Annotated in this window: 29 protein-coding genes and 1 riboswitch; of the genes, 7 read left to right on the top strand and 22 right to left on the bottom strand. The window is 38.7% G+C overall.

Annotation, left to right across the window (positions count from 1 at the left end; all coding sequences use genetic code 11):
* Positions 1-54: 54 nt before the first annotated feature.
* The 4 genes from efp to N178_RS24440 form a co-directional block, all read right to left on the bottom strand.
* Positions 55-612: an elongation factor P gene (gene efp, locus N178_RS24425; RefSeq protein ID WP_013059155.1), complete on the bottom strand. Its 558-nt coding sequence runs from the start codon at positions 610-612 to the stop codon at positions 55-57.
* Positions 613-631: 19 nt separating this feature from the next.
* The gene (locus N178_RS24430; RefSeq protein ID WP_045295423.1) at positions 632-1,690 is read right to left on the bottom strand and encodes a M24 family metallopeptidase; all 1,059 of its coding nucleotides are present in this window, start codon (positions 1,688-1,690) and stop codon (positions 632-634) included.
* 1 nt (position 1,691) lies between these two features.
* Positions 1,692-2,129 (bottom strand): type II 3-dehydroquinate dehydratase, encoded by a 438-nt coding sequence (aroQ, locus tag N178_RS24435; protein ID WP_045295424.1) that lies wholly within the window; start codon positions 2,127-2,129, stop codon positions 1,692-1,694.
* 121 nt (positions 2,130-2,250) lie between these two features.
* Positions 2,251-2,787, bottom strand: a complete 537-nt coding sequence (locus N178_RS24440; protein ID WP_045295425.1) for a YqhR family membrane protein — start codon at positions 2,785-2,787, stop codon at positions 2,251-2,253.
* Positions 2,788-3,095: 308 nt separating this feature from the next.
* Here N178_RS24440 and N178_RS24445 point away from each other — a divergent pair, with 308 nt between their 5' ends.
* Together N178_RS24445 and N178_RS24450 are read left to right on the top strand one after the other, a co-directional pair.
* A complete protein-coding gene (locus N178_RS24445; RefSeq protein ID WP_045295426.1) occupies positions 3,096-4,052 on the top strand; it encodes a DUF1385 domain-containing protein in 957 nt (318 codons plus the stop codon).
* Between the two features lie 48 nt (positions 4,053-4,100).
* Positions 4,101-4,499: an SA1362 family protein gene (locus N178_RS24450; protein ID WP_013059160.1), complete on the top strand. Its 399-nt coding sequence runs from the start codon at positions 4,101-4,103 to the stop codon at positions 4,497-4,499.
* Between the two features lie 30 nt (positions 4,500-4,529).
* Here N178_RS24450 and N178_RS24455 read toward each other — a convergent pair whose 3' ends face one another.
* The 4 genes from N178_RS24455 to N178_RS24470 all read right to left on the bottom strand — a co-directional run bounded on the left by N178_RS24455 (position 4,530) and on the right by N178_RS24470 (position 9,932).
* Entirely contained in the window at positions 4,530-5,411 is an 882-nt protein-coding gene (locus N178_RS24455; RefSeq protein WP_016765549.1) for a patatin-like phospholipase family protein, read from the bottom strand.
* 101 nt (positions 5,412-5,512) lie between these two features.
* Positions 5,513-5,944 carry a transcriptional regulator MntR gene (gene mntR / locus N178_RS24460; protein WP_013085004.1) on the bottom strand — a complete coding sequence of 144 codons (432 nt, stop codon included), beginning with the start codon at positions 5,942-5,944 and terminating at the stop codon, positions 5,513-5,515.
* A 284-nt stretch (positions 5,945-6,228) separates the two neighbouring features.
* The gene (locus N178_RS24465; protein ID WP_045295427.1) at positions 6,229-8,787 is read right to left on the bottom strand and encodes a vitamin B12-dependent ribonucleotide reductase; all 2,559 of its coding nucleotides are present in this window, start codon (positions 8,785-8,787) and stop codon (positions 6,229-6,231) included.
* A gap of 311 nt (positions 8,788-9,098) precedes the next feature.
* Positions 9,099-9,932 carry a lipoate--protein ligase family protein gene (locus N178_RS24470; protein ID WP_045295428.1) on the bottom strand — a complete coding sequence of 278 codons (834 nt, stop codon included), beginning with the start codon at positions 9,930-9,932 and terminating at the stop codon, positions 9,099-9,101.
* A 230-nt stretch (positions 9,933-10,162) separates the two neighbouring features.
* Here N178_RS24470 and N178_RS24475 point away from each other — a divergent pair, with 230 nt between their 5' ends.
* Positions 10,163-10,546, top strand: coding sequence for a rhodanese-like domain-containing protein (locus N178_RS24475; protein WP_045295429.1), 384 nt, complete (start codon positions 10,163-10,165; stop codon positions 10,544-10,546).
* A gap of 44 nt (positions 10,547-10,590) precedes the next feature.
* Here the strand turns inward: N178_RS24475 and gcvPB are convergent, their stop codons facing one another.
* Genes gcvPB through gcvT form a run of 3 tightly spaced genes read right to left on the bottom strand, consistent with a single transcriptional unit; the run spans position 10,591 to position 14,529 of the window.
* Complete coding sequence (gcvPB, locus tag N178_RS24480) at positions 10,591-12,069, bottom strand: aminomethyl-transferring glycine dehydrogenase subunit GcvPB (RefSeq protein WP_045295430.1); 1,479 nt, start codon at positions 12,067-12,069, stop codon at positions 10,591-10,593.
* Positions 12,062-13,408, bottom strand: a complete 1,347-nt coding sequence (gene gcvPA / locus N178_RS24485) for an aminomethyl-transferring glycine dehydrogenase subunit GcvPA (protein WP_045295431.1) — start codon at positions 13,406-13,408, stop codon at positions 12,062-12,064. Before gcvPA ends, gcvPB begins: the two co-directional genes overlap by 8 nt.
* A 20-nt stretch (positions 13,409-13,428) precedes the next feature.
* The gene (gene gcvT / locus N178_RS24490; RefSeq protein WP_045295432.1) at positions 13,429-14,529 is read right to left on the bottom strand and encodes a glycine cleavage system aminomethyltransferase GcvT; all 1,101 of its coding nucleotides are present in this window, start codon (positions 14,527-14,529) and stop codon (positions 13,429-13,431) included.
* A 212-nt stretch (positions 14,530-14,741) separates the two neighbouring features.
* A riboswitch (glycine riboswitch) is annotated at positions 14,742-14,834 on the bottom strand.
* A 180-nt stretch (positions 14,835-15,014) separates the two neighbouring features.
* Here gcvT and N178_RS24495 point away from each other — a divergent pair.
* Both N178_RS24495 and N178_RS24500 read left to right on the top strand, forming a co-directional pair.
* Positions 15,015-16,688 (top strand): DEAD/DEAH box helicase, encoded by a 1,674-nt coding sequence (locus N178_RS24495; RefSeq protein ID WP_014458233.1) that lies wholly within the window; start codon positions 15,015-15,017, stop codon positions 16,686-16,688.
* Positions 16,675-17,499, top strand: a complete 825-nt coding sequence (locus N178_RS24500) for a YqhG family protein (protein WP_045295433.1) — start codon at positions 16,675-16,677, stop codon at positions 17,497-17,499. Before N178_RS24495 ends, N178_RS24500 begins: the two co-directional genes overlap by 14 nt.
* 23 nt (positions 17,500-17,522) lie before the next feature.
* Here the strand turns inward: N178_RS24500 and N178_RS24505 are convergent, their stop codons facing one another.
* From N178_RS24505 to N178_RS24545, 9 genes are all read right to left on the bottom strand, one after another.
* On the bottom strand, positions 17,523-17,708 hold the full coding sequence (locus N178_RS24505; RefSeq protein WP_013059170.1) for a YqzE family protein: 186 nt from the start codon (positions 17,706-17,708) through the stop codon (positions 17,523-17,525).
* 43 nt (positions 17,709-17,751) lie between these two features.
* Entirely contained in the window at positions 17,752-18,126 is a 375-nt protein-coding gene (gene comGG / locus N178_RS24510) for a competence type IV pilus minor pilin ComGG (protein WP_045295434.1), read from the bottom strand.
* The gene (comGF, locus tag N178_RS24515) at positions 18,116-18,553 is read right to left on the bottom strand and encodes a competence type IV pilus minor pilin ComGF (protein ID WP_045295435.1); all 438 of its coding nucleotides are present in this window, start codon (positions 18,551-18,553) and stop codon (positions 18,116-18,118) included. The genes comGG and comGF overlap by 11 nt, the downstream gene beginning before the upstream one ends.
* Positions 18,550-18,888 carry a type II secretion system protein gene (locus tag N178_RS24520; protein ID WP_045295436.1) on the bottom strand — a complete coding sequence of 113 codons (339 nt, stop codon included), beginning with the start codon at positions 18,886-18,888 and terminating at the stop codon, positions 18,550-18,552. The genes comGF and N178_RS24520 overlap by 4 nt, the downstream gene beginning before the upstream one ends.
* The gene (gene comGD / locus N178_RS24525) at positions 18,872-19,309 is read right to left on the bottom strand and encodes a competence type IV pilus minor pilin ComGD (protein WP_016765559.1); all 438 of its coding nucleotides are present in this window, start codon (positions 19,307-19,309) and stop codon (positions 18,872-18,874) included. The genes N178_RS24520 and comGD overlap by 17 nt, the downstream gene beginning before the upstream one ends.
* Entirely contained in the window at positions 19,296-19,607 is a 312-nt protein-coding gene (comGC, locus tag N178_RS24530) for a competence type IV pilus major pilin ComGC (RefSeq protein WP_016765560.1), read from the bottom strand. The genes comGD and comGC overlap by 14 nt, the downstream gene beginning before the upstream one ends.
* 14 nt (positions 19,608-19,621) lie before the next feature.
* Positions 19,622-20,668, bottom strand: a complete 1,047-nt coding sequence (gene comGB / locus N178_RS24535) for a competence type IV pilus assembly protein ComGB (RefSeq protein WP_013059176.1) — start codon at positions 20,666-20,668, stop codon at positions 19,622-19,624.
* Positions 20,659-21,711 (bottom strand): competence type IV pilus ATPase ComGA, encoded by a 1,053-nt coding sequence (comGA, locus tag N178_RS24540; protein WP_045295437.1) that lies wholly within the window; start codon positions 21,709-21,711, stop codon positions 20,659-20,661. The genes comGB and comGA overlap by 10 nt, the downstream gene beginning before the upstream one ends.
* A 270-nt stretch (positions 21,712-21,981) precedes the next feature.
* Positions 21,982-22,365: a Spx/MgsR family RNA polymerase-binding regulatory protein gene (locus N178_RS24545; protein WP_013059178.1), complete on the bottom strand. Its 384-nt coding sequence runs from the start codon at positions 22,363-22,365 to the stop codon at positions 21,982-21,984.
* A gap of 261 nt (positions 22,366-22,626) precedes the next feature.
* Between N178_RS24545 and N178_RS24550 the strand changes: the two genes are divergently transcribed.
* Complete coding sequence (locus N178_RS24550; RefSeq protein WP_013059179.1) at positions 22,627-22,863, top strand: DUF2626 domain-containing protein; 237 nt, start codon at positions 22,627-22,629, stop codon at positions 22,861-22,863.
* Positions 22,864-22,900: 37 nt separating this feature from the next.
* Here N178_RS24550 and N178_RS24555 read toward each other — a convergent pair whose 3' ends face one another.
* Entirely contained in the window at positions 22,901-23,533 is a 633-nt protein-coding gene (locus N178_RS24555) for an MBL fold metallo-hydrolase (RefSeq protein WP_045295438.1), read from the bottom strand.
* Between the two features lie 209 nt (positions 23,534-23,742).
* Between N178_RS24555 and N178_RS26465 the strand changes: the two genes are divergently transcribed.
* Entirely contained in the window at positions 23,743-23,919 is a 177-nt protein-coding gene (locus N178_RS26465) for a DUF2759 domain-containing protein (RefSeq protein ID WP_028411614.1), read from the top strand.
* Between the two features lie 35 nt (positions 23,920-23,954).
* Here the strand turns inward: N178_RS26465 and N178_RS24565 are convergent, their stop codons facing one another.
* Positions 23,955-24,857, bottom strand: coding sequence for a M14 family metallopeptidase (locus N178_RS24565; RefSeq protein WP_045295439.1), 903 nt, complete (start codon positions 24,855-24,857; stop codon positions 23,955-23,957).
* Positions 24,858-24,915: the final 58 nt, after the last annotated feature.

Genomic DNA, 24,915 nt, shown 5'->3' on the forward strand with positions numbered 1-24,915 from the left:
AGAGAATGATTCTCTGCCTTTTTTGTGTGTTTGCAGCTTGCTTACACGACCGAATTACGCGCGTGATACGTAGCTGCTGTCTGTTGTGTTGATAATTAATACGTCACCTTCATTTACGAAGAACGGAACGTTTACTGTTAAACCAGTTTCAACAGTTGCCGGTTTTGTACCGCCAGAAGCTGTGTCACCTTTAATACCAGGTTCAGTTTCTGTTACTTTAAGCTCAACTGTGTTTGGAAGTTCAACACCTAATGTCTCACCTTGGTACATCATAATTGCTACTTCCATATTTTCTTTTAAGAATTTTAGCTCATATTCAATTGCACTCGCCGGAAGCTCTAATTGCTCATAAGACTGGTTGTCCATGAATACGTGCTGATCGCCGCTTGCATATAGATATTGCATTTTACGATTATCAATTTGAGCTTTTCCTACCTTTTCACCTGCACGGAACGTTTTTTCTTGCACAGCTCCTGTACGAAGGTTACGCAGTTTTGAGCGAACGAATGCAGCGCCTTTACCAGGCTTTACGTGTTGGAAATCCATTACACGCCAAATACCTCCGTCTACTTCTACTGTCAAACCTGTACGAAAATCATTTACTGAAATCATGAAGAAATCCTCCTACATTTTATAAAATAATGAACTCTTTTGATGAGTGCGATAATGCCTCATTACCTTCTGCTGTGACGACCGTATCATCTTCAATACGAACGCCCCCTAAGTCTGGTATGTAAATACCTGGTTCAACGGTTACAATCATACCTGGCTGCAGTACATCTGTAGATTTTACAGAAAGCGATGGGCCTTCGTGTACTTCTAACCCTACGCCGTGACCGGTCGAATGTCCAAAATACTGGCCGTATCCGTGTTCTGTAATATAATCACGCGTTAGCGCATCTGCTTCTTTACCCGTCATACCTGCTTTGATGCCGTTCATTCCGTTAAGCTGTGCTTGCAGTACGACATTATAAATTTCTTTTAGCTTATCACTTACTTCACCGACGGCAAATGTTCGTGTGATATCTGAACAGTAACCATTATAGTATGCGCCAAAATCAAGCGTTACAAGTTCGCCTTTTTCAATTACTTTGTCAGAAGCAACACCATGCGGTAAAGCCCCGCGATGCCCTGAAGCAACAATTGTATCAAAAGATGAAGATGTTGCGCCTTGTTTTCTCATAAAGAACTCCAGTTCATTAGACACTTGAAGCTCTGTTAAACCAGGACGAACAAAGGTTAAAATATGTTCATATGCTGCATCTGCTATTTTTGCAGCTTCCTTTAATATCTTAATCTCTGAGTCACTCTTTATCAAGCGTAAGTTTTCGATTGCGTGCGAGATTGGAACAAGTTCCGCGCCGATATGCTTATCAAATAATTGATGCTGTCCATATGTAACATAATTCTGTTCAAAGCCAAGCTTTTTAATTCCAAATTGTTTCACTACATTTGCTACTTCTTCTACAATAGGACCCTTGTGCTGAACAATATCAAAACCTTCTGTTTGACTAGTTGCTTGTTCAACATAACGAAAATCTGTTACAAATGCCGCTTTGTCTTCAGAAATGATAACGACACCTGCAGATCCTGTAAAATTAGTCATATAGCGTCTGTTATATTCGCTTGTAATTACAACACCATCTACATTCAATTTTGAAAACTGTTCGCGTAGTTTTTCGATTTTCATTTTATTTCCCCCTTAATTGTAAAAGTGCCTGCAGGGCAAGCTCATATCCGTATAAACCTAACCCAACAATTTGACCATGCGTAACAGGTGCCGTCACCGAATGGTGGCGAAACTCTTCACGCTTATGTACGTTCGAAATATGCACTTCAATAACGGGAACAGATATACTGGCAATCGCATCTCGAATGGCATAACTGTAGTGAGTAAAAGCCCCAGGATTGATCATAATACCATCAAACTTCTCATCCGCTTCGTGAATCCAGTCGATAATTACACCTTCATGGTTAGACTGTACGCACTCAACTTCTACTCCGTGGTCTCTGCCTGCTCGCTGAAGCCTCTCTTCAAGATTTTGAAGATTATCTGTCCCATATACCGCTGGTTCGCGTACGCCTAAACGATTTAAATTAGGACCGTTTATTACTAAAATCTTATTCATCTTACTTCAACACTCTCCCCTACTACGAACCCTTTATGCAGCTCACTTATGTGAATTTGCACTTTATTTTTCTTTTTAAATCATTATACAGAATATATTAGCATACGTTGAAACATTCACACTACTTATTCGCCGTTTGAAAATCTGTAGACTCATCTTTTGTTTGAAGCTCTGCCGCTTCAAAAGAAATGGAATATCCAATGAATACACCATATAAAATATAAATACAGAGGGATGAAATAATCGTGTTAGCTGGAAGCTCTCCAATTGTTTTTAAGTTGGGAAAGAGCGGGTTCAAAACAACGAATACAATTCCCCACCATAATAAGCCGTAGGCAAAACCTATCCAAATTGTTTTAAACTTCTTTAATAGGACGTAGTATAACAACCCGACAACAATAGATAATACCCCTATAAGAAAAATACTGACGATAACACCTATTCCTTTATCCTTCCAATCACCTAATGCCCATGGATCTAAAAGCATATTTGGATTGATAATGCTAAAGCTAAACAGATAATTTAAATAGCCAATAAAGCTCCAGAAAACCCCTCCAAAAAAGGAAATAAAGATAGCTTTAAATAAAAAAGACATTTCCTGTTTATGCGTAGGGTGGTTATCCTGTTTTTTTTCATGCTGTTCTTTAGGTTCTGACATATTAATCACCTCTTGATGTAGTATGAACTTTTTTCTCATTTCCTACCGACTCATTTCTAAGTTTTTACGTTTATTACTCTTCCTATACGCAAGAAGGGAGCCTGATATCGAAGAGATATTTTAAAACTACTTCGCACAGAGTTTTATAAACAATTTTTATAAATGAAAGGAAAAAAATTCATAACGAGGGTGTGGAGATGAAAAATATTGGCTAAACTAGATAACATGCATCCGCCTAGAGGTTTATTTGATTTTGCTGTAGAATATAAAATACTAAGAAGTCTAGTTAAGTTAGGTTGGTGCCTGAAATGTCTAAATTACAAAAACCTGCGTATGGTGGTCAAGCCGTTATAGAAGGTGTCATGTTCGGTGGCAAACGTATGATGGTAACGGCTATTCGCCGCAAAGATCAATCTATTGATTATTTTCATTCAAAAAGAAAATCAAATTCCGTACTCACTGCTTTAAAAAAAATTCCTTTTTTAAGAGGAATTGCAGCTATTGTTGAAGCTAGTGCAAACGGTACGCAGCACTTGAACTTTTCCTCTGAACGCTATGACGTGAATCCAGAAGATGATGCTCAAGTAGCAGCAGAACAACAAAAAGAGAAAAAAGAATCAAAACTATCTTTAATATTTGGCGTTGCAACTATTGGTGTAATATCCTTTCTTTTCGGGAAAGTACTATTTACATTGATTCCTGTGTTTTTAGCACAATTGACACGTCCTGTTTTCACTTCAAGTGTAGCTCAAGTTTTTATTGAAGGAGTATTTAAACTATTATTGCTCCTTGGCTATATTTATGTGATTTCACAAACGCCACTTATTAAACGGGTGTTTCAATATCATGGAGCAGAACACAAGGTCATTAATGCATATGAAAACAATGCTGAACTTACGGTAGAAGCCGTTCAAGTACAATCTCGACTTCATTATCGCTGCGGAAGTAGCTTTATCCTCTTTACCGTAGTTGTAGGAATGTTTGTCTACCTACTCGTTCCAACGGATCCTCTTTGGTTACGAATTGTGGATCGCCTTGCATTAATTCCAGTTGTCCTTGGTTTATCATTTGAAGTGTTACAGTTAACCAATAAAGTTCGTCATGTCCCTCTTCTTCGCTTTTTAGGTTATCCCGGTTTATGGCTTCAGCTTTTAACAACCAAAGAACCAAAAGATGATCAAGTTGAAGTTGCGATTGCTTCATTTAAAGAACTTTTACGCGTTGAAAATGAACTTTCTTCTACCACTGACGAACAAGTTGTCTAATCCACACCGTTTTGCTTTCTTTTTTTACTATTTTAGGAGGTGAACAAAATGAGACGTCCATTCGTGAAACCACTTGTATATGGTCTAATCGGGTTAGGAGTCATTGGCTTTGCATTTACGTTGATTACAGATCCAGCTGTTTTATTACGTCAAGCAGGTTATATTTTTCTGTTTATCATTTTGTTTTACTTAGTTTATCGGTTTATTCTCCGCCCTTCTCAGACAAAAGGTCAAGATAGAGGCTATGTGCGCGCAGTAAAGCAATCGAAACTGCGTCAAAAAGAAAAAGAGCGAGGAAGCAACAAAGTTGATATGCATACGTACCGAAGCTCAAATAAGCGCCCGGTATCCAAATCAACGAAACCGCTAAAGAAAAAGAAAAACAACTCACACTTGACCGTCATCGAAGGTAAAAAAGGAAAAAAGAAAAATAGAGCATTCTTTTAAAAAAACAAGGAGAAGAGCCTCCTTGTTTTTTTAATAGCACCATTTTTTCAAAAATGCCCTTGTACGCTTTTTGCCAAACGCAATCAGCTCTTCTTTCCGTTCTTCTGTGAGAGTAAATTCTGTCGCAAAAACTTGATTAACAGGTAAAAAGATAATATTTTTTTCGTGACGTTTTGAAATATGTCTTGCATCGTGCGCATCTTTCATCGTCTCAAAAAGCGCACTGAATAAACCAACGGCATTTTTAATTTTATTCCGTTCTCTCTCTTCGTCCTTCGGGCTCAGCTTCACACCAATTACCGGTCGTTTCTTAAGACTTTTATCATCATCAAAGAGAAAAATTGGAAAGTTGCTTAACACGCCCCCGTCGACTATTAAACTGCTTGGAGTAGATTTTAATTTAACCGGCTCAAAAAAATATGGAATGCTGCAGCTCATTCGAACGGCTCTTGCTACAGAAAAGCGATTCGGGTCGATTTGATATTTAGGCAAATCATCTGGAAGAACAAGCATCGTACTGTTGGTCAAATCTGAAGCAATAATACGCAGCGACTGATCAGGCAAATCAGCAAATGTACGAATTCCTCTGCTCCGCAGTTTCTCAGCAATCCACTTTTCAAGCCTTTCTCCTTTATATAATCCCATTTTCCAATATAAAAACAGCCACTTTGTCAAGCTTGATGGTAAAAAAGACATTCTTTGATCTAAAAAAGAAGATAACTCAATTTCATTCATCATTTCAACAATTTCTTCACTTGTATAACCGGCTGCTACAAATGCACAAATAATGGAACCCGCACTCGTTCCGGCTAACCGCCGAAAGATCAAGCCTTTTTCCTCTAGAGCTTGTAACGCGCCAATCAGTGCAAGCCCTTTAATACCGCCACCTGAAAACACTCCGTCGACGTACACAGCCTCTCCTCCAAACTACCCACTCTACATTTGTAGTCGACTCAGCAACAAGTTATGATAAAAAGAAAAAAGCAGTGACGCTATTGGCCGCTGCTTTTCTCTTATAATTTCTGCTCTTCTTCATTTCGTTTTTGTACATTGCGAAGATCTTGAATACGGTTATGATTTTCTTCAAAGTATTGAACCAAATCTCCAATTCGATCAATGGAATTCCAGCTTAAATGATGTTCAATTCCTTCTACGTCATCATAAATATTTTTCTCATCCACGCCAATAATTCGCAATAGCTGCTCTAAAAGCTCGTGGCGATAAACAAGACGTTTTCCAATCTTCTGTCCCTTAGCTGTTAAAACAAGGCCTCGATATTTTTCATAAATTAAGTACTCATCTTTGTCTAGTTTTTGAACCATCTTCGTTACAGATGAGGGGTGAACCGCCAATGCATCAGCAATATCAGACACTCGAGCGTATCCTTTATCTTCAATTAGCATATATATTTGTTCAATATAATCTTCCATACTCGGTGTAGGCATGAAATCTCCCCCAATTAATATTATGTATTGCTAATAATAAGTCATAAATGTCTGTTTCTTATAGTGATATCGTGTTCATGTTTGATAATCTATGTGAAAAAAACGTGTAAATAAAGCGATGTCATAAGATAAAACTGGATAAAAGACATTCAATTAAAATCATACTACAATGCTTATTCAAATACAAGAACCGTTCGATCCCGCTTCTTATTTATGCCCCATTTTTATACATAATAAAAGCTGACTCGTTTGAGTCAGCTTTTACTAGTCAATCATGTTCAAAATTAAAGGCCGCATTTCAGCTGTGCACCACAGTTTGTACATGTGTTGCATCCGCCCATTTCTTCTACCGTTCCTTGACGGCAAACCGGACAAGTATTGCCTACTTCAGAACCAATTGTCACATCAGTTGAACGAATTTCGTTAATTGTATCAACTAACACCACGTGCGGTTTCGTTTCTTCTTTTGGCGCTTCAATTTCTTCATCAAATGTATTTTCTTCTGCTTTTAGCGTTAAGACTTGTGCATCACGGCTTCCGTCTACGTACACCGTACCGCCTTTTGCTCCGCCTTTATACAGACGTTCGTACACTTTTTGAACTTGCTCTACCGTGTAACCGCGAGGAGCGTTTACTGTTTTACTAATTGAGCTGTCAATCCAGCGCTGAATCACACATTGCACGTCCGCGTGAGCTTGTGGTGCAAGTTCCATAGCTGAAATGAACCATTCAGGGAGATTGTTTGGATCTGCTTCTGGATGCTGATCTAAATACTCTTGAACGATATCAGCTTTTACTTCAATAAACTTACCTAAACGGCCGCTTCGGAAGTATGAGAATGAGAAATAAGGTTCAAGACCCGTTGATACTCCAACCATTGTTCCAGTACTGCCTGTTGGCGCTACTGTTAGTAGATGAGAGTTTCGAATACCGTGCTCTTTAATGTTTTCACGAATATCTTCAGGCATTTTTTTCATGAAGCCTGTATTTGTGAATGCTTCACGTAAAGAAGCCGTTTCAGCATCTGTTTCGCCCACTAAGAACGGGAAGCTTCCTTTTTCTTTTCCAAGCTCTACAGACGCGCGGTAAGCCGTTGTTGCAATTGTTTCAAACACTTTATCTACTAACTCATTGCCTTTGTCAGAGCCGTACTCTGTTTCACAATAAATAAGAAGATCGTGAAGACCCATTACACCAAGACCAACGCGGCGTTCGCCAAGCGCTTGCTTTTGGTTTTCTTCTAAGAAATAAGGAGTTGCATCAATAACGTTATCTTGCATTCTAACGCCAGTTTCAACTGTTTGACGTAGCTTTTCAAAGTTAACTGTTTTCATTTCTTTATCTGCCATTTGCGCTAAGTTAACAGCAGCTAAGTTGCAGACGGAGAATGGTGCAAGTGGTTGTTCACCACATGGATTTGTTGCAACAACGTGCTGACCATATGCTTGAGCATTTGTCATGTCATTGGCATTGTCGAAGAAGAAAATGCCTGGTTCAGCTGAGTACGTTGCACAAATATTAATTAAGTTCCATAGCTCTTTTGCACGGATAGTACGGTACGTACGAACTTTGTTTCCTTGTTTTGCCCATTCGCGCACATCGCCTACTTCGTGCCAGTTTTCATTGTAATTAGCCATTTCTTCTTTTGAATAGCTTTCTACGTCTGGGAAGCGAAGTTCGTATTCTCCGTCGTTTTCAACAGCATCCATGAAATCTTTTGTTAAGCATACAGAAATGTTTGCTCCTGTTAAAAACTCTGAGTTATGAACGCTGTACGTTCCGCCTGTTTGCAGCTTTTCTTCTGCATCTTTAATGATTTTTTCACTGAACCCACCAAGACCAGGAATTTGTTTATAGTTAATGATTCCTTGGTACATCGCTTCTTCAGACTCTGTTAGCGGCGTGAACTTCAATTTATCTTGCGCGTGCTTTTTAATCATTTCGTCATTTGTGTTTTCAATTAAGAAACGTAAAATGCGAGGGTTTTGCATTTTAGAAATAATAAACTCTACAATGTCAGGATGCCAGTCGGCAAGCATGATCATTTGAGCTCCCCTGCGCGACCCACCTTGCTCAACAAGATGCGTCAGTTTAGCAATATCATCTAACCATGAAACCGAACCAGATGATTTGCCGTTTACACCGCGAGCGAGCGTGTTGCGCGGGCGAAGAGTTGAACCATTCGTTCCAACACCGCCTCCACGGCTCATGATTTCCATTACTTGTTTGCGGTGTTCTGAAATACCTTCACGTGAATCTTTTACATAAGGCATTACGTAACAGTTGAAGTACGTTACGTCTGTGTCAGCACCTGCACCGTAAAGAACGCGGCCAGCTGGTACAAAGTTTAGCTGAACAAGCTCTTGATAGAACTTTTCAAACCACTCTTTGCGCTTTTCTTCTGTTTTTTCCACAGAAGCTAATCCTGTTGCATTACGTTTTGCAATTTGCTCGTAGAAGACTTCTAGAGGCTTTTCAATGACATCTAGCGAACGAGTAATTAACCCGTTTTCTGCTTCTTCAGGCGATAAAGCACCTCTAAACTCATCTTCTACCTTGACAACAGCGGCCTTTTGCTCAAAATTAATGCTTTCCACATAGCCAAGTCCTCGTGCTGGAAATTTTGGATCTTCCTTTACAGTTAGAACAACAAAATCTCCTTCTGATAACGTTAATTTTTCCGTATCTTTAAACGCATAGCGGTCTAACATTACCAATCTTGAAACACCTTTATGAGTCAACTTCATATCCGGTGTAATCGGATGTACTTGCGGAAAGCGTTCAATATCTGAATTGAGCTTTTCAACATTCATATTCACTTTTTGATTTAACAAAACAGTCATTCTCACAACTCCTTACTTATCGAACATCTATAAATTTATTAACTCTTTTTCCTTTTAAAGGAAAAAGAGTTTTTCAATCAACTATCAATAACTTACCACACGGCTTGGACGAATTCAATATATAGTATTTGACACTCGACCAAACATCTACATATAGAAAGGTGTCAAGTGAAATATTTTTTTTTTCGCAAAAAAAGTGTTTGACTTTTCTTCCCCATGTATTCTATTAGCCAAGCATTATTTCTAAAAATTCCAATAAAAAGTGCAACTTATAGAAGTTGCACTTTTATCTATTTCCCATGGGCATCCGTTTAGCGCTTAAAGTTCCATTCATCCGATCCGTACTTTGTTCGCGCTAGTTCTTCTACATATGCTTCCTCTTCTTCAGACAGCGTATACGGTTCTAAATCAATATCAAGAGCCAAAGCAAATCCTTTGTAAAACGCTTCTTTCGCTTCTTCAATAGGGATTTTGCGGCCCGCAATTGCATTGATGGCTACCGCTTTAGAACGAAATGCGCGCTGCATTCTTTCCTTCACGCGATCATTTGGATAATTAAACACGCTGAATAATTTATCTTCATCAATCTCTAACAGAATAGAGCCGTGCTGTAGAATAACTCCTTTTTGTCTAGTTTGGGCACTTCCAGCAATTTTGCGGCCCTCTACAACTAGTTCATACCAAGAAGGAGCATCAAAACACACGGATGAACGAGGGTTTTTTAAGCTATTTTTTTCTTCTTCTGAACGAGGAATAGCAAAATAAGCCTCGAGCCCTAACGAACGAAATCCTTCCAGTAAACCTTCCGAGATGACGCGATATGCCTCTGTAACTGTCTTAGGCATGTTAGGATACTCTTCAGATACAATTACGCTGTAAGTAAGCTCTTCATCATGAAGCACGCCTCTGCCGCCCGTTGGACGTCTCACAAAGCCTAGTCCTAATTCTTTTACTTTATCAAAGTTAATTTCTTTTTCAGCTTTTTGAAAATAACCGATCGACAGCGTTGGAGGGTTCCATCCGTAAAAACGAATCGTAGGTGGAATTTCTCCTTTACTATGCCATTCTAATAACGCTTCATCTAACGCCATATTGTAATAAGGCGAACGGTTGTTGGAATCAATAAATCTCCACTTTGCTTTCATCTACCTCATCCTCAGCTATATGTAATATAAAAAATAAATCCGTTTTTTAGTCTACCAAAAGATTGGGCTAAGGAAAAGCAAAGAGCAACATAAAACTGTGAATTCAAATGTGGTAGTTTTTTCATTTTCGGGAAGAAATCCGCTAGATTCAAGGCAAAATCGCTTTACTTCTAATTTCATTCACTTATATAATAAGAGTATGGATTTTGTCGAAGAAAGGAAGAATCAGCATGTCACCAATTACAGCAGTACTCATTTTACTTGGAATAATCATCATATACTCTGTCGTTATGTTCTTTGTCCAACGTCGCATTATGAAAACGTTAACTGAAGAAGAATTCCGCAGCGGCTACCGCAAGGCACAGCTAGTTGATATTCGTGAACCGAATGAATTCGAAAACGGACATATTTTAGGCGCACGAAATATTCCTCTTTCACAGTTCCGTATGCGCATTAAAGAATTTCGTCCAGATCAGCCTGTCTACATCTATTGTCAAAGCGGAATGCGCACAGGACGCGCAGCACAAATGCTTCGTCGCCACGGTGTTAAAGAAATCTATGATTTAAAAGGCGGCTTCAAAATGTGGAACGGTAAAGTGAAAAAGAAAAAATAATGATATGTATATAGAAAAACCTCGCCTTTGAGCGAGGTTTTTTGTTAGACGTTTTGAACAGCCTGTTCTTTCTGATAGCGAAGAACTGGTTTTCTCGCTGCCAGCGTTTCGTCAAGGCGCTTCACAACCGTTGTATGCGGAGCTTCCTGTACAAGTTCAGGCGTCTGTTCTGCTTCTTTTGCAATTTGAATCATCGCATCGATAAACGCATCCAGCGTTTCTTTCGACTCCGTTTCCGTTGGTTCGATCATCATGCACTCTTCTACAATAAGCGGGAAGTAGATAGTCGGCGGATGATAGCCAAAATCAAGCAGTCGTTTCGCAATATCCAATGTGCGCACGCCAAGCTTTTTCTGACGTTTTCCTGATAAAACAAATTCGTGCTTACAGTGACGGTCAAACGGCAGCTCATAGTGCTCTGCTAAACGACGCATCATATAGTTGGCATTTAACACAGCATTTTCCGTTACGGCTTTTAAGCCGTCTGGACCCATTGAACGAATATACGTATAAGCGCGAACGTTGATACCGAAGTTGCCGTAAAACGGCTTTACGCGTCCAATTGACTGAGGACGGTTATAGTCGAAGTGGTAGCCTTGTTCTGTTTTCACAAGCACTGGTTTAGGCAGATACGGAATTAAATCTGCTTTTACCCCTACCGGACCAGAACCAGGACCGCCTCCTCCATGAGGACCTGTAAACGTTTTATGAAGGTTTAAATGCACAACGTCAAACCCCATATCTCCAGGGCGAGCTTTACTTAATACTGCGTTTAAATTTGCACCATCATAATAAAGTTTCCCACCTGCTGCGTGAACAATTTCAGCCATTTCTAAAATATCTTCTTCAAATAACCCTAGCGTATTTGGGTTTGTTAACATTAAAGCGGCTGTATCTTCTCCCACTACGCGGCGTAAATCCTCTAAGTCCACTAAACCATGTTCGTTTGATTTTACCGTTACCGTTTCAAATCCCGCAACTGTTGCCGAAGCCGGGTTCGTTCCATGAGCTGAGTCTGGAACAATGACTTTTGTTCGCTGCGTCTCACCATTTGCTTCGTGATAGGCACGAATCATCATAAGCCCGGTCCACTCGCCGTGAGCACCTGCTGCTGGCTGAAGTGTTACTTCATCCATTCCCGTAATTTCTGTTAAATGCTCTTGTAAATCATATAAAAGTTCGAGAGCACCTTGAACCGTTTGCTCATCTTGAAGCGGATGAATATGCGCAAATCCAGCAATGCGTGCTGCTTGTTCATTCACTTTTGGATTATATTTCATCGTACATGAACCAAGCGGATAAAACCCTGAGTCCACTCCGTGATTTCGTTTTGAAAGCGCGGTGTAGTGACGCATAATATCAAGTTCTGATACTTCAGGAAGCTCAGGAGCTTCGGTACGCACATACGCTTTTCCAAGCAGTTCTTCAGCATTTACTTGCGGCACATCTAACTCCGGCAATGAATAGCCGATTCGCCCTTCTTTACTGCTTTCAAAAATAAGTGATTGATTTTGATTAAGCATGAAGATCCCCCAATTCATTTACAAGTTGGTCAATTTCCTCTTTTGTACGGAGCTCTGTAAAAGCAAGCAGCATGTGATTTTCAAGCGATTGGTTATCACGGCTAAGATCATAACCGCCAATTATTTTTGATGCTAATAAATGATTGTTTGCTTCTGCTACCGAAACAGGAAGCTTCACGACTAGTTCGTTAAAAAACGCTCCTTCAAATGCTACATTTACTCCTTTTGCCTTTAACGCTTCATATGCATAATGCGCTTTTGATAAGTTTTGCAGCGCCATTTCTTTTACACCTTGCTTGCCTAAAGCTGTCATGGCAACCGATGCTGCTAAAGCATTTAACGCTTGATTTGAACAAATGTTAGACGTTGCTTTATCGCGGCGTATATGCTGTTCACGCGCTTGAAGCGTTAATACAAACCCTCGCTTACCGTTTTCATCCACCGTTTGCCCTACTAATCGCCCTGGAATTTTCCGCATAAGCTTAGACGTAGTTGCAAAGTATCCGCAGTGCGGGCCTCCAAATTGACTTGGAATACCAAATGGCTGTGCATCTCCAATGACGATGTCCGCTCCGAATTCTCCAGGAGGCGTAAGTAAACCTAATGATAAAGGATTGCTTGAAACGACAAACATGCATTTTTCTTGATGAGTAATTTCTTCAATTTCTTTTAACGGCTCGATTTGTCCGTAGAAATTTGGGTATTGGACAATAACAGCTGCCACGTCACTCCCCATCTCTTTTTCTAATGCAATCATATCTGTTACTCCGTCTGCTGCAGGGATTTCTACCACTTCAATGTATTGACCCTTCGCATACGTTTTTAAAACATCTTTTGACTCAGGGTGAACAGCCGCAGAGACAAGTACTTTTTTCTTTTTTGTTTGACCCGCACTGAGCATAGCGGCTTCTGCTAAAGCAGTTCCTCCGTCATACATAGAAGAATTAGCCACGTCCATCCCCGTTAACTCACAAATCATTGTTTGAAATTCAAAGATGGCCTGAAGTTCTCCTTGAGAGATTTCTGGTTGATACGGAGTATAAGCCGTATAAAATTCTGAACGAGAAATAACATGATCAACAATAACCGGCATGTAATGATCGTAAACTCCTGCTCCTAAAAAAGAAGCATAGTCTTTTAAATGAGCATTTTTAGCAGCCATACTATTTAATTCTTTCAACAGCTGAGGCTCTGAAGCCGCTTTTTTAATATTGTATTCTCCTTGAAAACGAACGCGCTGCGGAATATCTGAAAATAAATCATCAACAGATGAAACACCAATTGCTGCTAACATTTGCTGCTGATCTTGTTCTGTCATTGGTAAATAGCGATGTAACATGTTAAATTCCTCCCCAAAGCTTACTTTGAACGTTTATAAAAAGGTGTTGAAACCACTTTTGCTTTTAAGCGTTTTTTTCGAACCTGCACTTCCACTTCTTGACCAAGCTCTGTATACTCTGCTGACAATAGTGCTAGACCGATGTTTTTCTTTAATGTCGGTGACTGTGTACCTGTTGTCACAAATCCAATTTGTTCTTCATCTGCAAATACTTCGTAACCGTGTCTTGGTATACCTTTATCAATCATTTCTATTCCTACCAGCTTACGAGGTGCCCCGCTTTCACGCTGTTCTTTTAACACTTCTTTTCCAATAAAGCTGTCTTTGTTCGTTTTTACTGCAAATCCAATTCGAGCTTCAATGGGCGTAATATCTTTTGAAAGCTCTTGGCCATATAAAGCCAAAGTAGCTTCAAAACGAAGCGTATCGCGAGCGCCTAATCCGCAAGGCAACACACCTTCACCACTGCCAGCTTCTAAAATAGCCTTCCACAAGTGAGAGGCGTCAGCTGAAGAACAATAAATTTCAAAGCCATCTTCCCCCGTATACCCAGTACGTGAAACGAGAGCTTTTACATTCGCTACTTCTACATCATCAGCAAATGTAAACGGCTTTAATAAAGATAAATTTTCGTTCGTTAACGTTTGTAAAACTTTTTCTGCTACGGGACCTTGTAAAGCTAGCTGCGCAGTTTCATCAGATTGATTAACGAGCGTTACATCTCCTTGTTTGTGAGACACCAGCCACTCATAGTCTTTTTGAATATTAGCAGCGTTTACGACTAGCAAATACTCTTGATCTGCTTTTTTATAAATCAGCAAATCATCTACCGTGCCTCCGTCTTCATAACACATAGCCGTATACTGCGCTTTTCCGTCTACAAGGGTAGAAACGTCATTTGTCATCGTGTGCTGAAGAAAAGCTAAGCTATCAGCTCCTGTTACAAGAATTTCTCCCATATGAGAGACATCAAAAAGGCCTGCCTTTGTACGTACAGCTTCATGCTCTTCTTTAATAGAAGAAAATTGAACGGGAAGAGCCCATCCTCCAAAATCAATTGTTTTGGCACCATATTTCTGATAGGTATCATAAAGCGGCGTTTTGTGTAATTCTGTTGTCATATTTATGTCCTCCTCTTTTTCACGTGAAACTTTTCATAACGGGGAGTTTTCAAAGAGTGTGGGGATCACTATGTATCCAAACAAAAAAGGACAGAAAACCCCCTACTGTATTTAGTAGGAAGTCTCTGTCCTTTTCACCTGAAAGTTTACCTATAAACGAATAGGTTTGCCTCGTGGGTGGTCTATAAACGCATAGACACTCTCCAGAGCTGCGTCAAACAAGAGTCTTTTTGCCTGAGAGATTCACAATTTTATTGCTTGCTCCTTCGGCGCTACATTCAAGTAGTCTCTCCCCGTGTCATCATTCGCTTCTATAAAGTTGGTAAAGTTGGGCATACTACTGAAAGATGTATCTATCTTTATTCACACAATCATTTGTAAAGTGCTAATCTATTTTCTTTTTCAAATTTTCTAAATATATTTTTATCCTACCTGATTCTTATCATTTGTTCAATAAAAATTTTTTACAAAGGAGCATTTTTATCATGAAAGTGAAATTAAACATCGATGAAACATGGGAAGCGGCCTTCTCAACTAAATTGGAGCAAGACGGTCCTTGGTCTGCATGGGATTTGTATAAACTTGCCTATGAAATAGAAGACCAAACGCTTATCTCAGAATTTGAAGGACTACAAAGCCCAAAGCATCTAGCCGATTTAACGCCGCTTCCTCATCAGCTCGAAGTAGCCAAACAAGTAGTGGAAACAATGAATGGGAAAGCCATTTTAGCAGATGAAGTAGGACTGGGGAAAACGATTGAAGCAGGGTTAATTTTGAAGGAATATATGATTCGCGGACTTGTTAAAAAAGTTCTCATTTTAGTTCCAGCTTCGCTTGTTTCACAGTGGGCTATGGAATTGAATCAAAAATTTTATATTCCTGCAGTCCCTCAAAGAAAATCATATGTGTGGGATCAGTGTGACATCGTTGTGTCTTCAATTGATACTGCAAAACGTTCTCCTCATCGAGAAATTGTGCTAGAACAAGACTACGACCTCATCATCATTGATGAAGCTCATAAACTTAAAAACAACAAAACAAAAAACTATGAATTTGTTCAAAGTCTGAAAAAGAAATTTTGTCTGTTGCTAACCGCAACACCGATTCAAAATCGAATTGAAGAAATTTTTAACTTAGTCTCTCTTTTAAAGCCTGGCCATCTCGGCAATAAAGACTATTTTGAAGAATTATTTTCTGCTAAAAAACGCTCTTTGCAAAACGATGAGCACTTAAAAGAGCTTGTTAACAAAGTTATGATTCGAAATCGCCGCCACGATACGGGTATCGAATGGACGAAGCGAATTGTGCAAACCATTCCTGTTGAATTTTCGCCAAAAGAACGCGAGCTATACGATGCGATTACGTCTTTTAAAGGAAACGGACTGCACCCTTCAAGCGCTTTTTCAATTTTAACCCTGCAGCGAGAGGCCTGCAGCAGCCGTGAAGCGGTGTATATGACATTAAAAAACATGCTGGAACGTCAGGAAGATCAAAACAGCGCATTAACGGAACATATGATTACGCCGTTAATGGAACTACTTCAGCAAGTACCGCAAAATGCAAAAGCAGAAAAAGTTCTGGAGCTCGTTCAAAAAATTGATGACAAAGTCATTATTTTCACTGAGTACAGAGCAACTCAACTGTATTTACAGTGGTATTTAAAACAGCATGGAATTACCTCTGTACCGTTTAGAGGAGGATTTAAGCGAGGTAAAAAAGACTGGATGAAGCAGCTTTTTGAAAGCCACGCGCAAGTATTTATTGCCACTGAAGCGGGCGGCGAAGGAATCAACCTTCAGTTTTGTCATCATATTATTAACTATGATCTGCCGTGGAATCCAATGCGTCTAGAACAGCGAATTGGAAGGGTCCATCGTTTAGGTCAAAAACATGATGTTCACATTTACAATTTAGCCATTCAACATACGGTCGAAGAACATATTTTAAAATTGTTATACGAAAAAATAAACCTGTTTGAACGAGTTGTTGGAGAGTTAGATGATATTTTAACAAAGCTTGATTTAAAAAATATCGAAGAGCATATTCAAGATATTTTATTTCATTCACGGAGTGAAGGAGAAATAAAAATCAAAATGGAGAACTTGACGTCTATTATTCAATACGAAGACAGCGAGGAGGATCAGCATGCAGCAAACTGATATTCATCAATTTTTAAAGCGTTACTTTCTAGCTAATAATTGTTCTATTGTCACAGAAACACCATCTTATCTAACGGTTCAATTAACGATCGAACTTGACAAAGAGTTGATGAATCGTCCATTTTATTGGCATTATGTTGAAAAGACAGGCGGAGAAGCAAATCCTGCTTCACTCACTTTCATTACAGACCCAGCGTTTGAAGATGATTCTGTTCAAGGAGAACGAATTCATTTTGGTTCACCTAGGCTGCATCAAATTTTCGCTTCTACTCAAAAGCTAGGCGGATTTATTCATCTGTATGAACAAGTTGCATCAGCTCAGCCAACAAATCAGCCTTTACACCCTTGGCTTGCGTTAAATATTAAAGTCTCGTACAAATGTGATCGTAAAAAAGATGAGCTCTTGTCGCTTGGCATTAATTTAATCAATGGACAAATTATTGAATCTTTTCATGAATTAATCATTAATCAAAATTTATCATCTAAAATCTCAGACTATTGCTTTACTCTTTCACCTTTTATTAGGCCGAAAAGTGCGATTGCACGACTCACATCATACGTGACTGACTATGTTAAAGCTCAGCCGACTGAATGGGCAGAAAAAGCGCAGGAAAGATGGTATGAAGACTTAGCGCTTCTTGATCATTTTTACGAAACAGCAGAAGAGCTGCCAGAAATATATGTGACCGAAAAAACAGCGCTTCAAGAGCTGTACGAACCGACTATATTATTTAAGTTTATAAACGGTGGCTTATTTTACATATCGCCCGAAACGATGTCTCGTCAATTTAATAAAACACAAGCCGGTTAAAAAAAGATGAGCATATGATATGCTCATCTTTCTTTTTTCTTTCGGTACCACAGCATAAACGACAGCGGAATCATTCCAAACCATCTGTTTGCAAAAGGTGCTCGCTCTTCTTTTTTTTGAATCTTTTTCGTTTTCCTCTCTTCTTTTGGCTGATCCATATATTGTACAAATTGCTGAGTCATATATTTTACATAATCATTCGTTTTCATATAATCATCTCCTCAGCACTATTATATCCGGAGAGAAAGAGACTTAATCCGTCCACTTCACAATGTGTTGATCCTTTTTTTGAATATATGCGGTTTCTGTCAATGCTCTTCCTTGCAGTGTTTGACACTTTATTTTTAGGATAATCATCTGTTCATCTTCACTTACTACTTCGTATGAAACCGTACCCGTTTCTAATACTAGGGGTGTAGATGGAGATTTACTATGTTCTTTTACTTCTTTTTTTACATGTACAACCGCGTTTTCTAAAAGATGCTCCAGACGATTTTTCTGCTCTACTTCTTGATAAAATGAACTTTTCGTCACAAAATAAGTGGTTTGCTGAGCTACTAACAGAAGAAAAAGCGCACAAAATGCCAAAACAACCGGGAGAATAAACCCTTGCTCATTATGTTTCATAAGCAAGCATCAAAAACGTCGTAATGGTTTCTTCTCTAACTTTGTTAACACCGTCTGTTGAACGAATCAACAGCCTTTCTTTTTGCTGTTCATACATAATATTCTTAATATGCTGCAGCACAACTTCATGACCGCTTTCATCCACTCGTCTTCTTATCTTGTCTTCGTATCGTTCATACGTGATGACCTGATTATTTTCCATTTTCAACGTAAGAGTAGTCGCATGAATTCTCACTTCTTTTGCTTCTCGATATTCCATAGCAAGTTGATTCACAAAAATTTCCCACTCCATTTCATTCATACTAAAGTCTGGATTATATGTTTGCTTAGCTAGCGGAATGATAATGGGGAAAAATGAAACAATGATCAAAAAAAGAGTAAAACTGACTAACATCTCTACAAGCGTAAAGCCTTTTTCACTTTTCACTTCAACATCACATCACACTTCTTTTTCATTTTATCAGCGGAATCTGTCCATTCTACACAAAGCTTTTGAGCACTTTCTCCGTTCCATTTCAGATAAAACACAACGTTTTCTTTTTCGATTTTTTCTTGCCGTTTATATCCTGCTTCATATTTATATTTCAATAGCTCTTCATGCAAGATAGCATCGGCTTGATACGAAACATATTGCTTCTTTTCTGCTTCCTTCATCTGAACATACAAAGGAATAATTGTACCGGTTAGGAGTAAAAGCATGCTAAATGACACAAGCATTTCTAACAAGGTGTAGCCCTGCTGCCCCTTACATCTTGTCCACATAAAAACGGCCTCTACCTATTTGAAAAGTAACTTTGTATTTAAATTTTTGGCTGCTGATAAAAATAGTCTTTGCTTGAGAAATATTGCCGTTTTTGTTGTATTGTATCGTGGAATTGCCGCTTCCAAACGTGATATGAATGGTGGAGTCATAGGCGCGCTTATAAAGAACGGCACGAGAATCAGAAACAATATATTCTGTTCCCTTTGGTGCGAAGTTAATTTTAATTGGAGATTCGCGGTTCATGGCTGTCTGCTGCACATAAAACGTGTCACTTTGCAGCTGTCGCAAGAATAATGTGATTTTGTAATATTCGACAAGCGGCCGAATGGTTACGATAATGGAAAACATCATCACTTGCACAATAAATAAAACCATCAGCATCTCAATGAGGGTAAATCCTTTTTGCTTAAGAAGAACCACTAGCCGTAACCTTTCCGGTACCGTCAATTTGAATAGCTTGACCATTTGGACACACGGTACCTTCTTTTAAGTAGCCTCCTGCTTCAAGCTCTTCTAGACTTGGTTTTTCGCCGTTTTCAAGTTCATATACTTGTACCTCAGCCTCTACGGTTTTGACAAGAGCTGAGCAGCCTTTATTGTTAATAACCGTATTATGCTTTAATACATTTGGAATCATAATGAGCAAAAGCACGGTAATAACGAGCATAACAATGAGCATTTCAATAAGGGTAAATCCTTTATTACCTTTTAGAATCATATTCTTTCACCTTTCTACAAGCTCGACATCACTTCTAACATCGGAAGCATAACGGACATATACATAAGCAGAATGACAATTCCGATGAATAAAAATGTAAGCGGCTGTACATATTTTAAAATACGAAAAATAAATTGTTCCATTCTTTCCATCATAAATAGACTGTAATCATACAGCTCTTGAGAAAGCTCACCGTTCTGCTGGCCATGCACAATAACTTGAGCCAAGTCTTTTTCATAATGAGATTTACCTGAAACGATATGATCTAATCGCATTCCTGAGGAAAGTTGATCTGTAAAAGCAAAGGCTTCCACTTGAAAAAACGGATGATGCTCCTGCTTTTGAAAAAGAGCAAAGCATTCATAAATAGATAAACCACCGTTTAGTAAATTGCTCATATGAACAGAAAAAAAGTACGAGTTAAATAGACGTGTGAACGTTCGGATAACGGGAACTCTCATAAAAAGCTGCATTTGAACTACTGGAGGCAATTTTTTAATGTAAATCACATAAAACAAATAAAGGATGATTGGCATACTGATGACTGCAGGTAACACAAAAGGAAAGAACGACATCGCCTGCATAAATAAGAGGATAAACGAAGACTGCTTGTTTCCAAAGGATAAGTACAGAGCTTCAAACTGCGGAAGTAAAACCGTACTTAAAACAAATAAAATGGAAAGAATAAACAGAAGTAGCAATACGGGATATTGAACAAGCTTTTGAAATTTTTTACGATGCCTTACTTTTTCTTCAATCATTGAGCTACTTTCTTTTAGTGCAAATTGAAGGTTTCCATGCTGTTCCGCAAAATATAAATAGCTTAAAATATCACGGTGAAACTGAAGTTTAACAAAAGCATCGTGTAAAGATTCTCCTCGTTTTAACTGCTCAAGACATTTTTCAATATCCGTTTTTTCTTTGTTAGATACTTGAAACGTCAAAAACGAAAGAGCTTGAGAAAGAGTGTAGCCTTTTTCTAAGAGCTTAGAGACCTGCTTCAGAATTTTTGCTTGCTGAGCCAGAGACCACCTTTTTTGTCTATTTGTCTTTACCCCCATCCGTCTAGCGAATGCGGATATAAATAGCCTAGCGCAATTCCTTTTAGAATAACATCTCGGAGCGTCTTATAATCATAATCCGCATTTTCTCCTTTCACTTCTCTCATCACCGCGCTAAGCTCCTTGCCATAAAGCAATTCGTATATGCTGGACTGACGATGCTTCCTCATTTTTTTACAAGCCGGGTGGCATTTTCCAGAACACAGCGGACAGCGAATTTCTACAAGACGCTGTGCAGCTACTGCTACAAGAGTCTGTTCCATTTCTTGAAAGCTAACGCCAAACTCAAGCAGCCTGTACAAAGATCCTTTTGTATCTTTAGTATGCATCGTTGTCAAAACCAAATGTCCGGTAAGCGCTGCTCTCACAGCAATTTTGGCAGTCTCACTATCTCTTATTTCTCCCACCATGATAATGTCTGGGTCATGGCGCAATATAGCTTTTAAACCAGTCGTGTACGTAATCCCTGCGCGTTCATTCACCTGCACTTGAAGCACGGTTTCACTCGGTTTTTCAATAGGATCTTCTAGTGTAATAACATTTCGGTTAAAAAGATGCTTTACTTCATGTAAAAGAGTGTATAGAGTAGTGGTTTTACCTGATCCTGTAGGGCCGGTAAAAATAATTAATCCATGGGAGAATTTCAAGAGAGAAATAAGCTTTTTTGTATGTTCAGGAAAAAGAGATAAATGTTTGAGAGATGTAGATTGTTGATGAGGTAAAAGCCGAATAACAAGACTTTCATCATGAGAAGTAGGAAGAGTAGATAAACGCAGATTTACTTGATAGTGATCAACGGAAGTTGTCAATGCACCATTTTGAGGTTTTCTGCGTTCCCCAATATCCATTCCGCCTAAAAATTTAAAATGCGAAATGAGCCGTTCAGACATTTCTTTTGAAATGACACTTTTTAAAATAAGTTCCTGGTCAATTCGCAGCTGTATCACAGCATCTTTCTTTCGGGGCACAATATGCACATCTGAACTTCGGCACTCACATGCATCTCGTATAACGTAAGTAGCAAACTGTTCAATTTCGGTCAAACGATCACCGCTCCTTTATTTGTAATAAAGATGATTGTTAAAACATCTAGAAACAGTAATTTCGACCTTTTTCGAGATTTTCCTTCTTCTTTTTTCATTTTTTATAATTTTTTTTAGTACACGCTTCTTTTCTTCACTTCAATCCGTTTGCACGATGTACAACTTCTGTACACCTCTAAACGACTACATAAAAAAAGACAACGTGATGTAAAACTCTACGCTGTCTTTTTATTCGTTATTTACTGAATTGAGCTTCTTCATCATGTATGCTTACACCACTAGAGACGCAAGACTTGTTTTTTTCTTGACTAAATTTTTAAGAGCAGATTCGTTATAACCTACTACAAGCTTTTTGCCATCCGTTAAAATGGGGCGGCGAAGTAAACGAGGATGTTCAATTAATAGATTGACTACTTCTGATAACGTCATGCTGTCCACATCAACATTTAACTTTTTATATTCTTGACTTCTTTTAGCAAGAAGTTCATCCATTCCTTCTGTTGTCATAGAAAGAAGTTCAAGCATTTCTTTATGAGTAGGTGTTTCTCTAAATAAATGACGCTCTTTAAAATTTACATCTTCCTTCACTAGCCACTTTTTCGTTTTACGACATGATGTACAGCTCGGGTACGTATAAAATTTAATTTCTTCCATATGAAACCCTCCCGTTTTTTAGTTATAGATTGTTTATATACATTGTACACGTTTTGTATAACCTTTGTATAGTTTTTTACATACGTTTTGTATAACTTTTTTTCTTCTGTCGTATTTCAAGAAAAAGATAGCGTTTTCAGGAAAGAAAGGATGTATTATAATGGAAAAGTATCGATATAGTTTTATAAGTGCTTTCTAGTGCTTACACAGCGATGACATTCATCATGACACTAACTAAGTTTGATAAAGGAGGAAATGGACGTGGAACGAATGTACCGTGTAATGGGGTTCTGGACAGCAATTTTCACTGTAATGTTTTACCTCGGTCACATGCATAAGACTTCTTTACTCTTTTTAGCTCAAACAGGCTTTTTTGTAATTCTTAGTTATTTAAAGCTGTCTGAAAGAATGTACATTTACGTTTTTGGAGCATATTTGACCGTCTTTTTTGTGGGGTTCACGTACTGGTCAACTTTTATGATGACACCAGGACAGTAAAGAGAAAAGCGATGGGCTTCCATCGCTTTTTGTATTCTTAAAAACCATTTAGAAAAGGATTTTGATCCATTTCGTGTCCCACAGTTGTTTCAGGTCCGTGACCGCTTAGTACAAGCGTATCTTCTGGAAGAGACAGCAATTTCGATTCGATGCTTTCTAACAGCTGTGCTTGATTACCTCCAGGTAAATCTGTGCGCCCGATGCCGCCTGCAAAAAGCGCGTCACCAGATACTACAAAGTTACCCGGTTTGAAATGATATGAAACGCTGCCAGGAGAATGACCAGGCGTTTCATACACCTCAAATTGGAATGAACCGATTGTTAAATTGCCTTTTGATGAAATAATATCGGTTGCATCTGGAGCTGTAATTTCTCCTAGGTCAAAAAATTTCGAACCGTTTAAGTCACTATTATGAAGCCATTCTTTTTCGTTTTTATGTACATAAAGCGGGATAGAGTAGTGATTCATCACCTCATCTACTCCTCCAATGTGATCGAAATGAGCGTGTGTCAGCAAAATAGCTAATGGTTTATACGTTTGTTTTTCGAGAAATGCAACAAGCTGATTTCCCTGAGCTCCCGGATCAAAAATTAAACATTCTTTTTTTTCGTTAGCAACGACATAACAATTCGTTTGAATAGGTCCTAGCGGTATACGATGATAGTTCATAATGTGTCCTCCTTGTGTAAATTTATTTCCGTTATATGCATTATCATACACACATCATCTTATAAATGAAAGTAAGGACCTTTCTAAGCCAAAGAAGCAAAAGAAAGATTGGTTTTCATCTCGACAAACGGTTAGAAAAGTTTTACAATTGAAGGGATAAGCTAATGATAGCGCTTTAATTTTAAGTTACCTAAAGGAGGTTTCTTCGAGTGGGTCTTATGATTATTTTTGCACTAACAACATTGCTAGGCGTATTTGCAGCTATTTCATCTTTGAGAAATAAAAACATATTAGGCATTGGTTTTTCGGTACTAACATTCGGTGTATTTGGATGGTTTACCGTGATGACCATCATACATCACGGCTATCCGGCGGTACATCATTAAAAAAGCCACGCAAAGCATATGCTTTGCGTGGCTTTTTAAATAGACAGATAATCCATTGCCGCAACTAAAATGGCTTTAGTCGGATTATATACGCGCGATATTTGAGATAAAGGCAGCGGATTAATCCCTTTCCCCAGTTCTAAGGTGAACCCCAGCTTTTTCTTTTCTAAAATAAACCAATCTTTAAATCCCGCGTGACTATCAATCGTTTTGACAGCTTTATAACCGCTTACCCTTTCAAAATAGCTTGCTAGTTCCTTTGCTTCCTCAGGCTCTTCATTCATATACCCCCAATAAAACTCTTCTCCTTGGGTATGTAAAGCAATTACACAATCAAAATCATGACGCTCAACGAGTTTTACCATTGCCTGAGCTTCAGGTTCGGAGAGAGATTCATAGCCTGGAAAATCTCGATAATGCGGCGCTTTAGGTTCTTTACGCTTTTTTTCGATTTCCCAATAAGCCGGAAACTGATTGTTTAAGTCCACCCCTCGGATATTTGCTTTCCAGCTTTGAAAATCCGGAAAATCTCTCCCTATTTTAGAAAGAAAAGACGCATAAGGTTCACCTACACCAGGACCTTTTAAGACCAGATCTACTCCGTCTGGGTTAACAATTGGAACTGCAGAAAGCGTAATTTGATTAAAAAGAGCTCTTGAATCTTGCCCGTTCAACGCCTGATCATAATGAAGAGCAGCTAAATAATCTTCCATAAACTGTAGAAGAACATTTGTCGTAATCCATTCATTAGCATGAAAAGACGCATTGAGATGAACTTTTCTCTCTCCGTTTCCAATTAAAATATGAGGAATCGGCTTTCCAAGCACGCTGCACCCTATCCATTCAAGAGAACCATAGGGATAATACGTCAAAAGTGTTTGTATGTCTTTTATTGTTCGCTTGTAATCGTAAGGCTTTTGGGTATCTATAATTCGCATAATCTTCACTCCTTTACACTATGTATATGTAAAGATTGAAAAGATGCATGATAAAAAA

Source organism: Priestia aryabhattai B8W22 (assembly GCF_000956595.1).
Lineage (GTDB): Bacteria > Bacillota > Bacilli > Bacillales > Bacillaceae_H > Priestia > Priestia aryabhattai.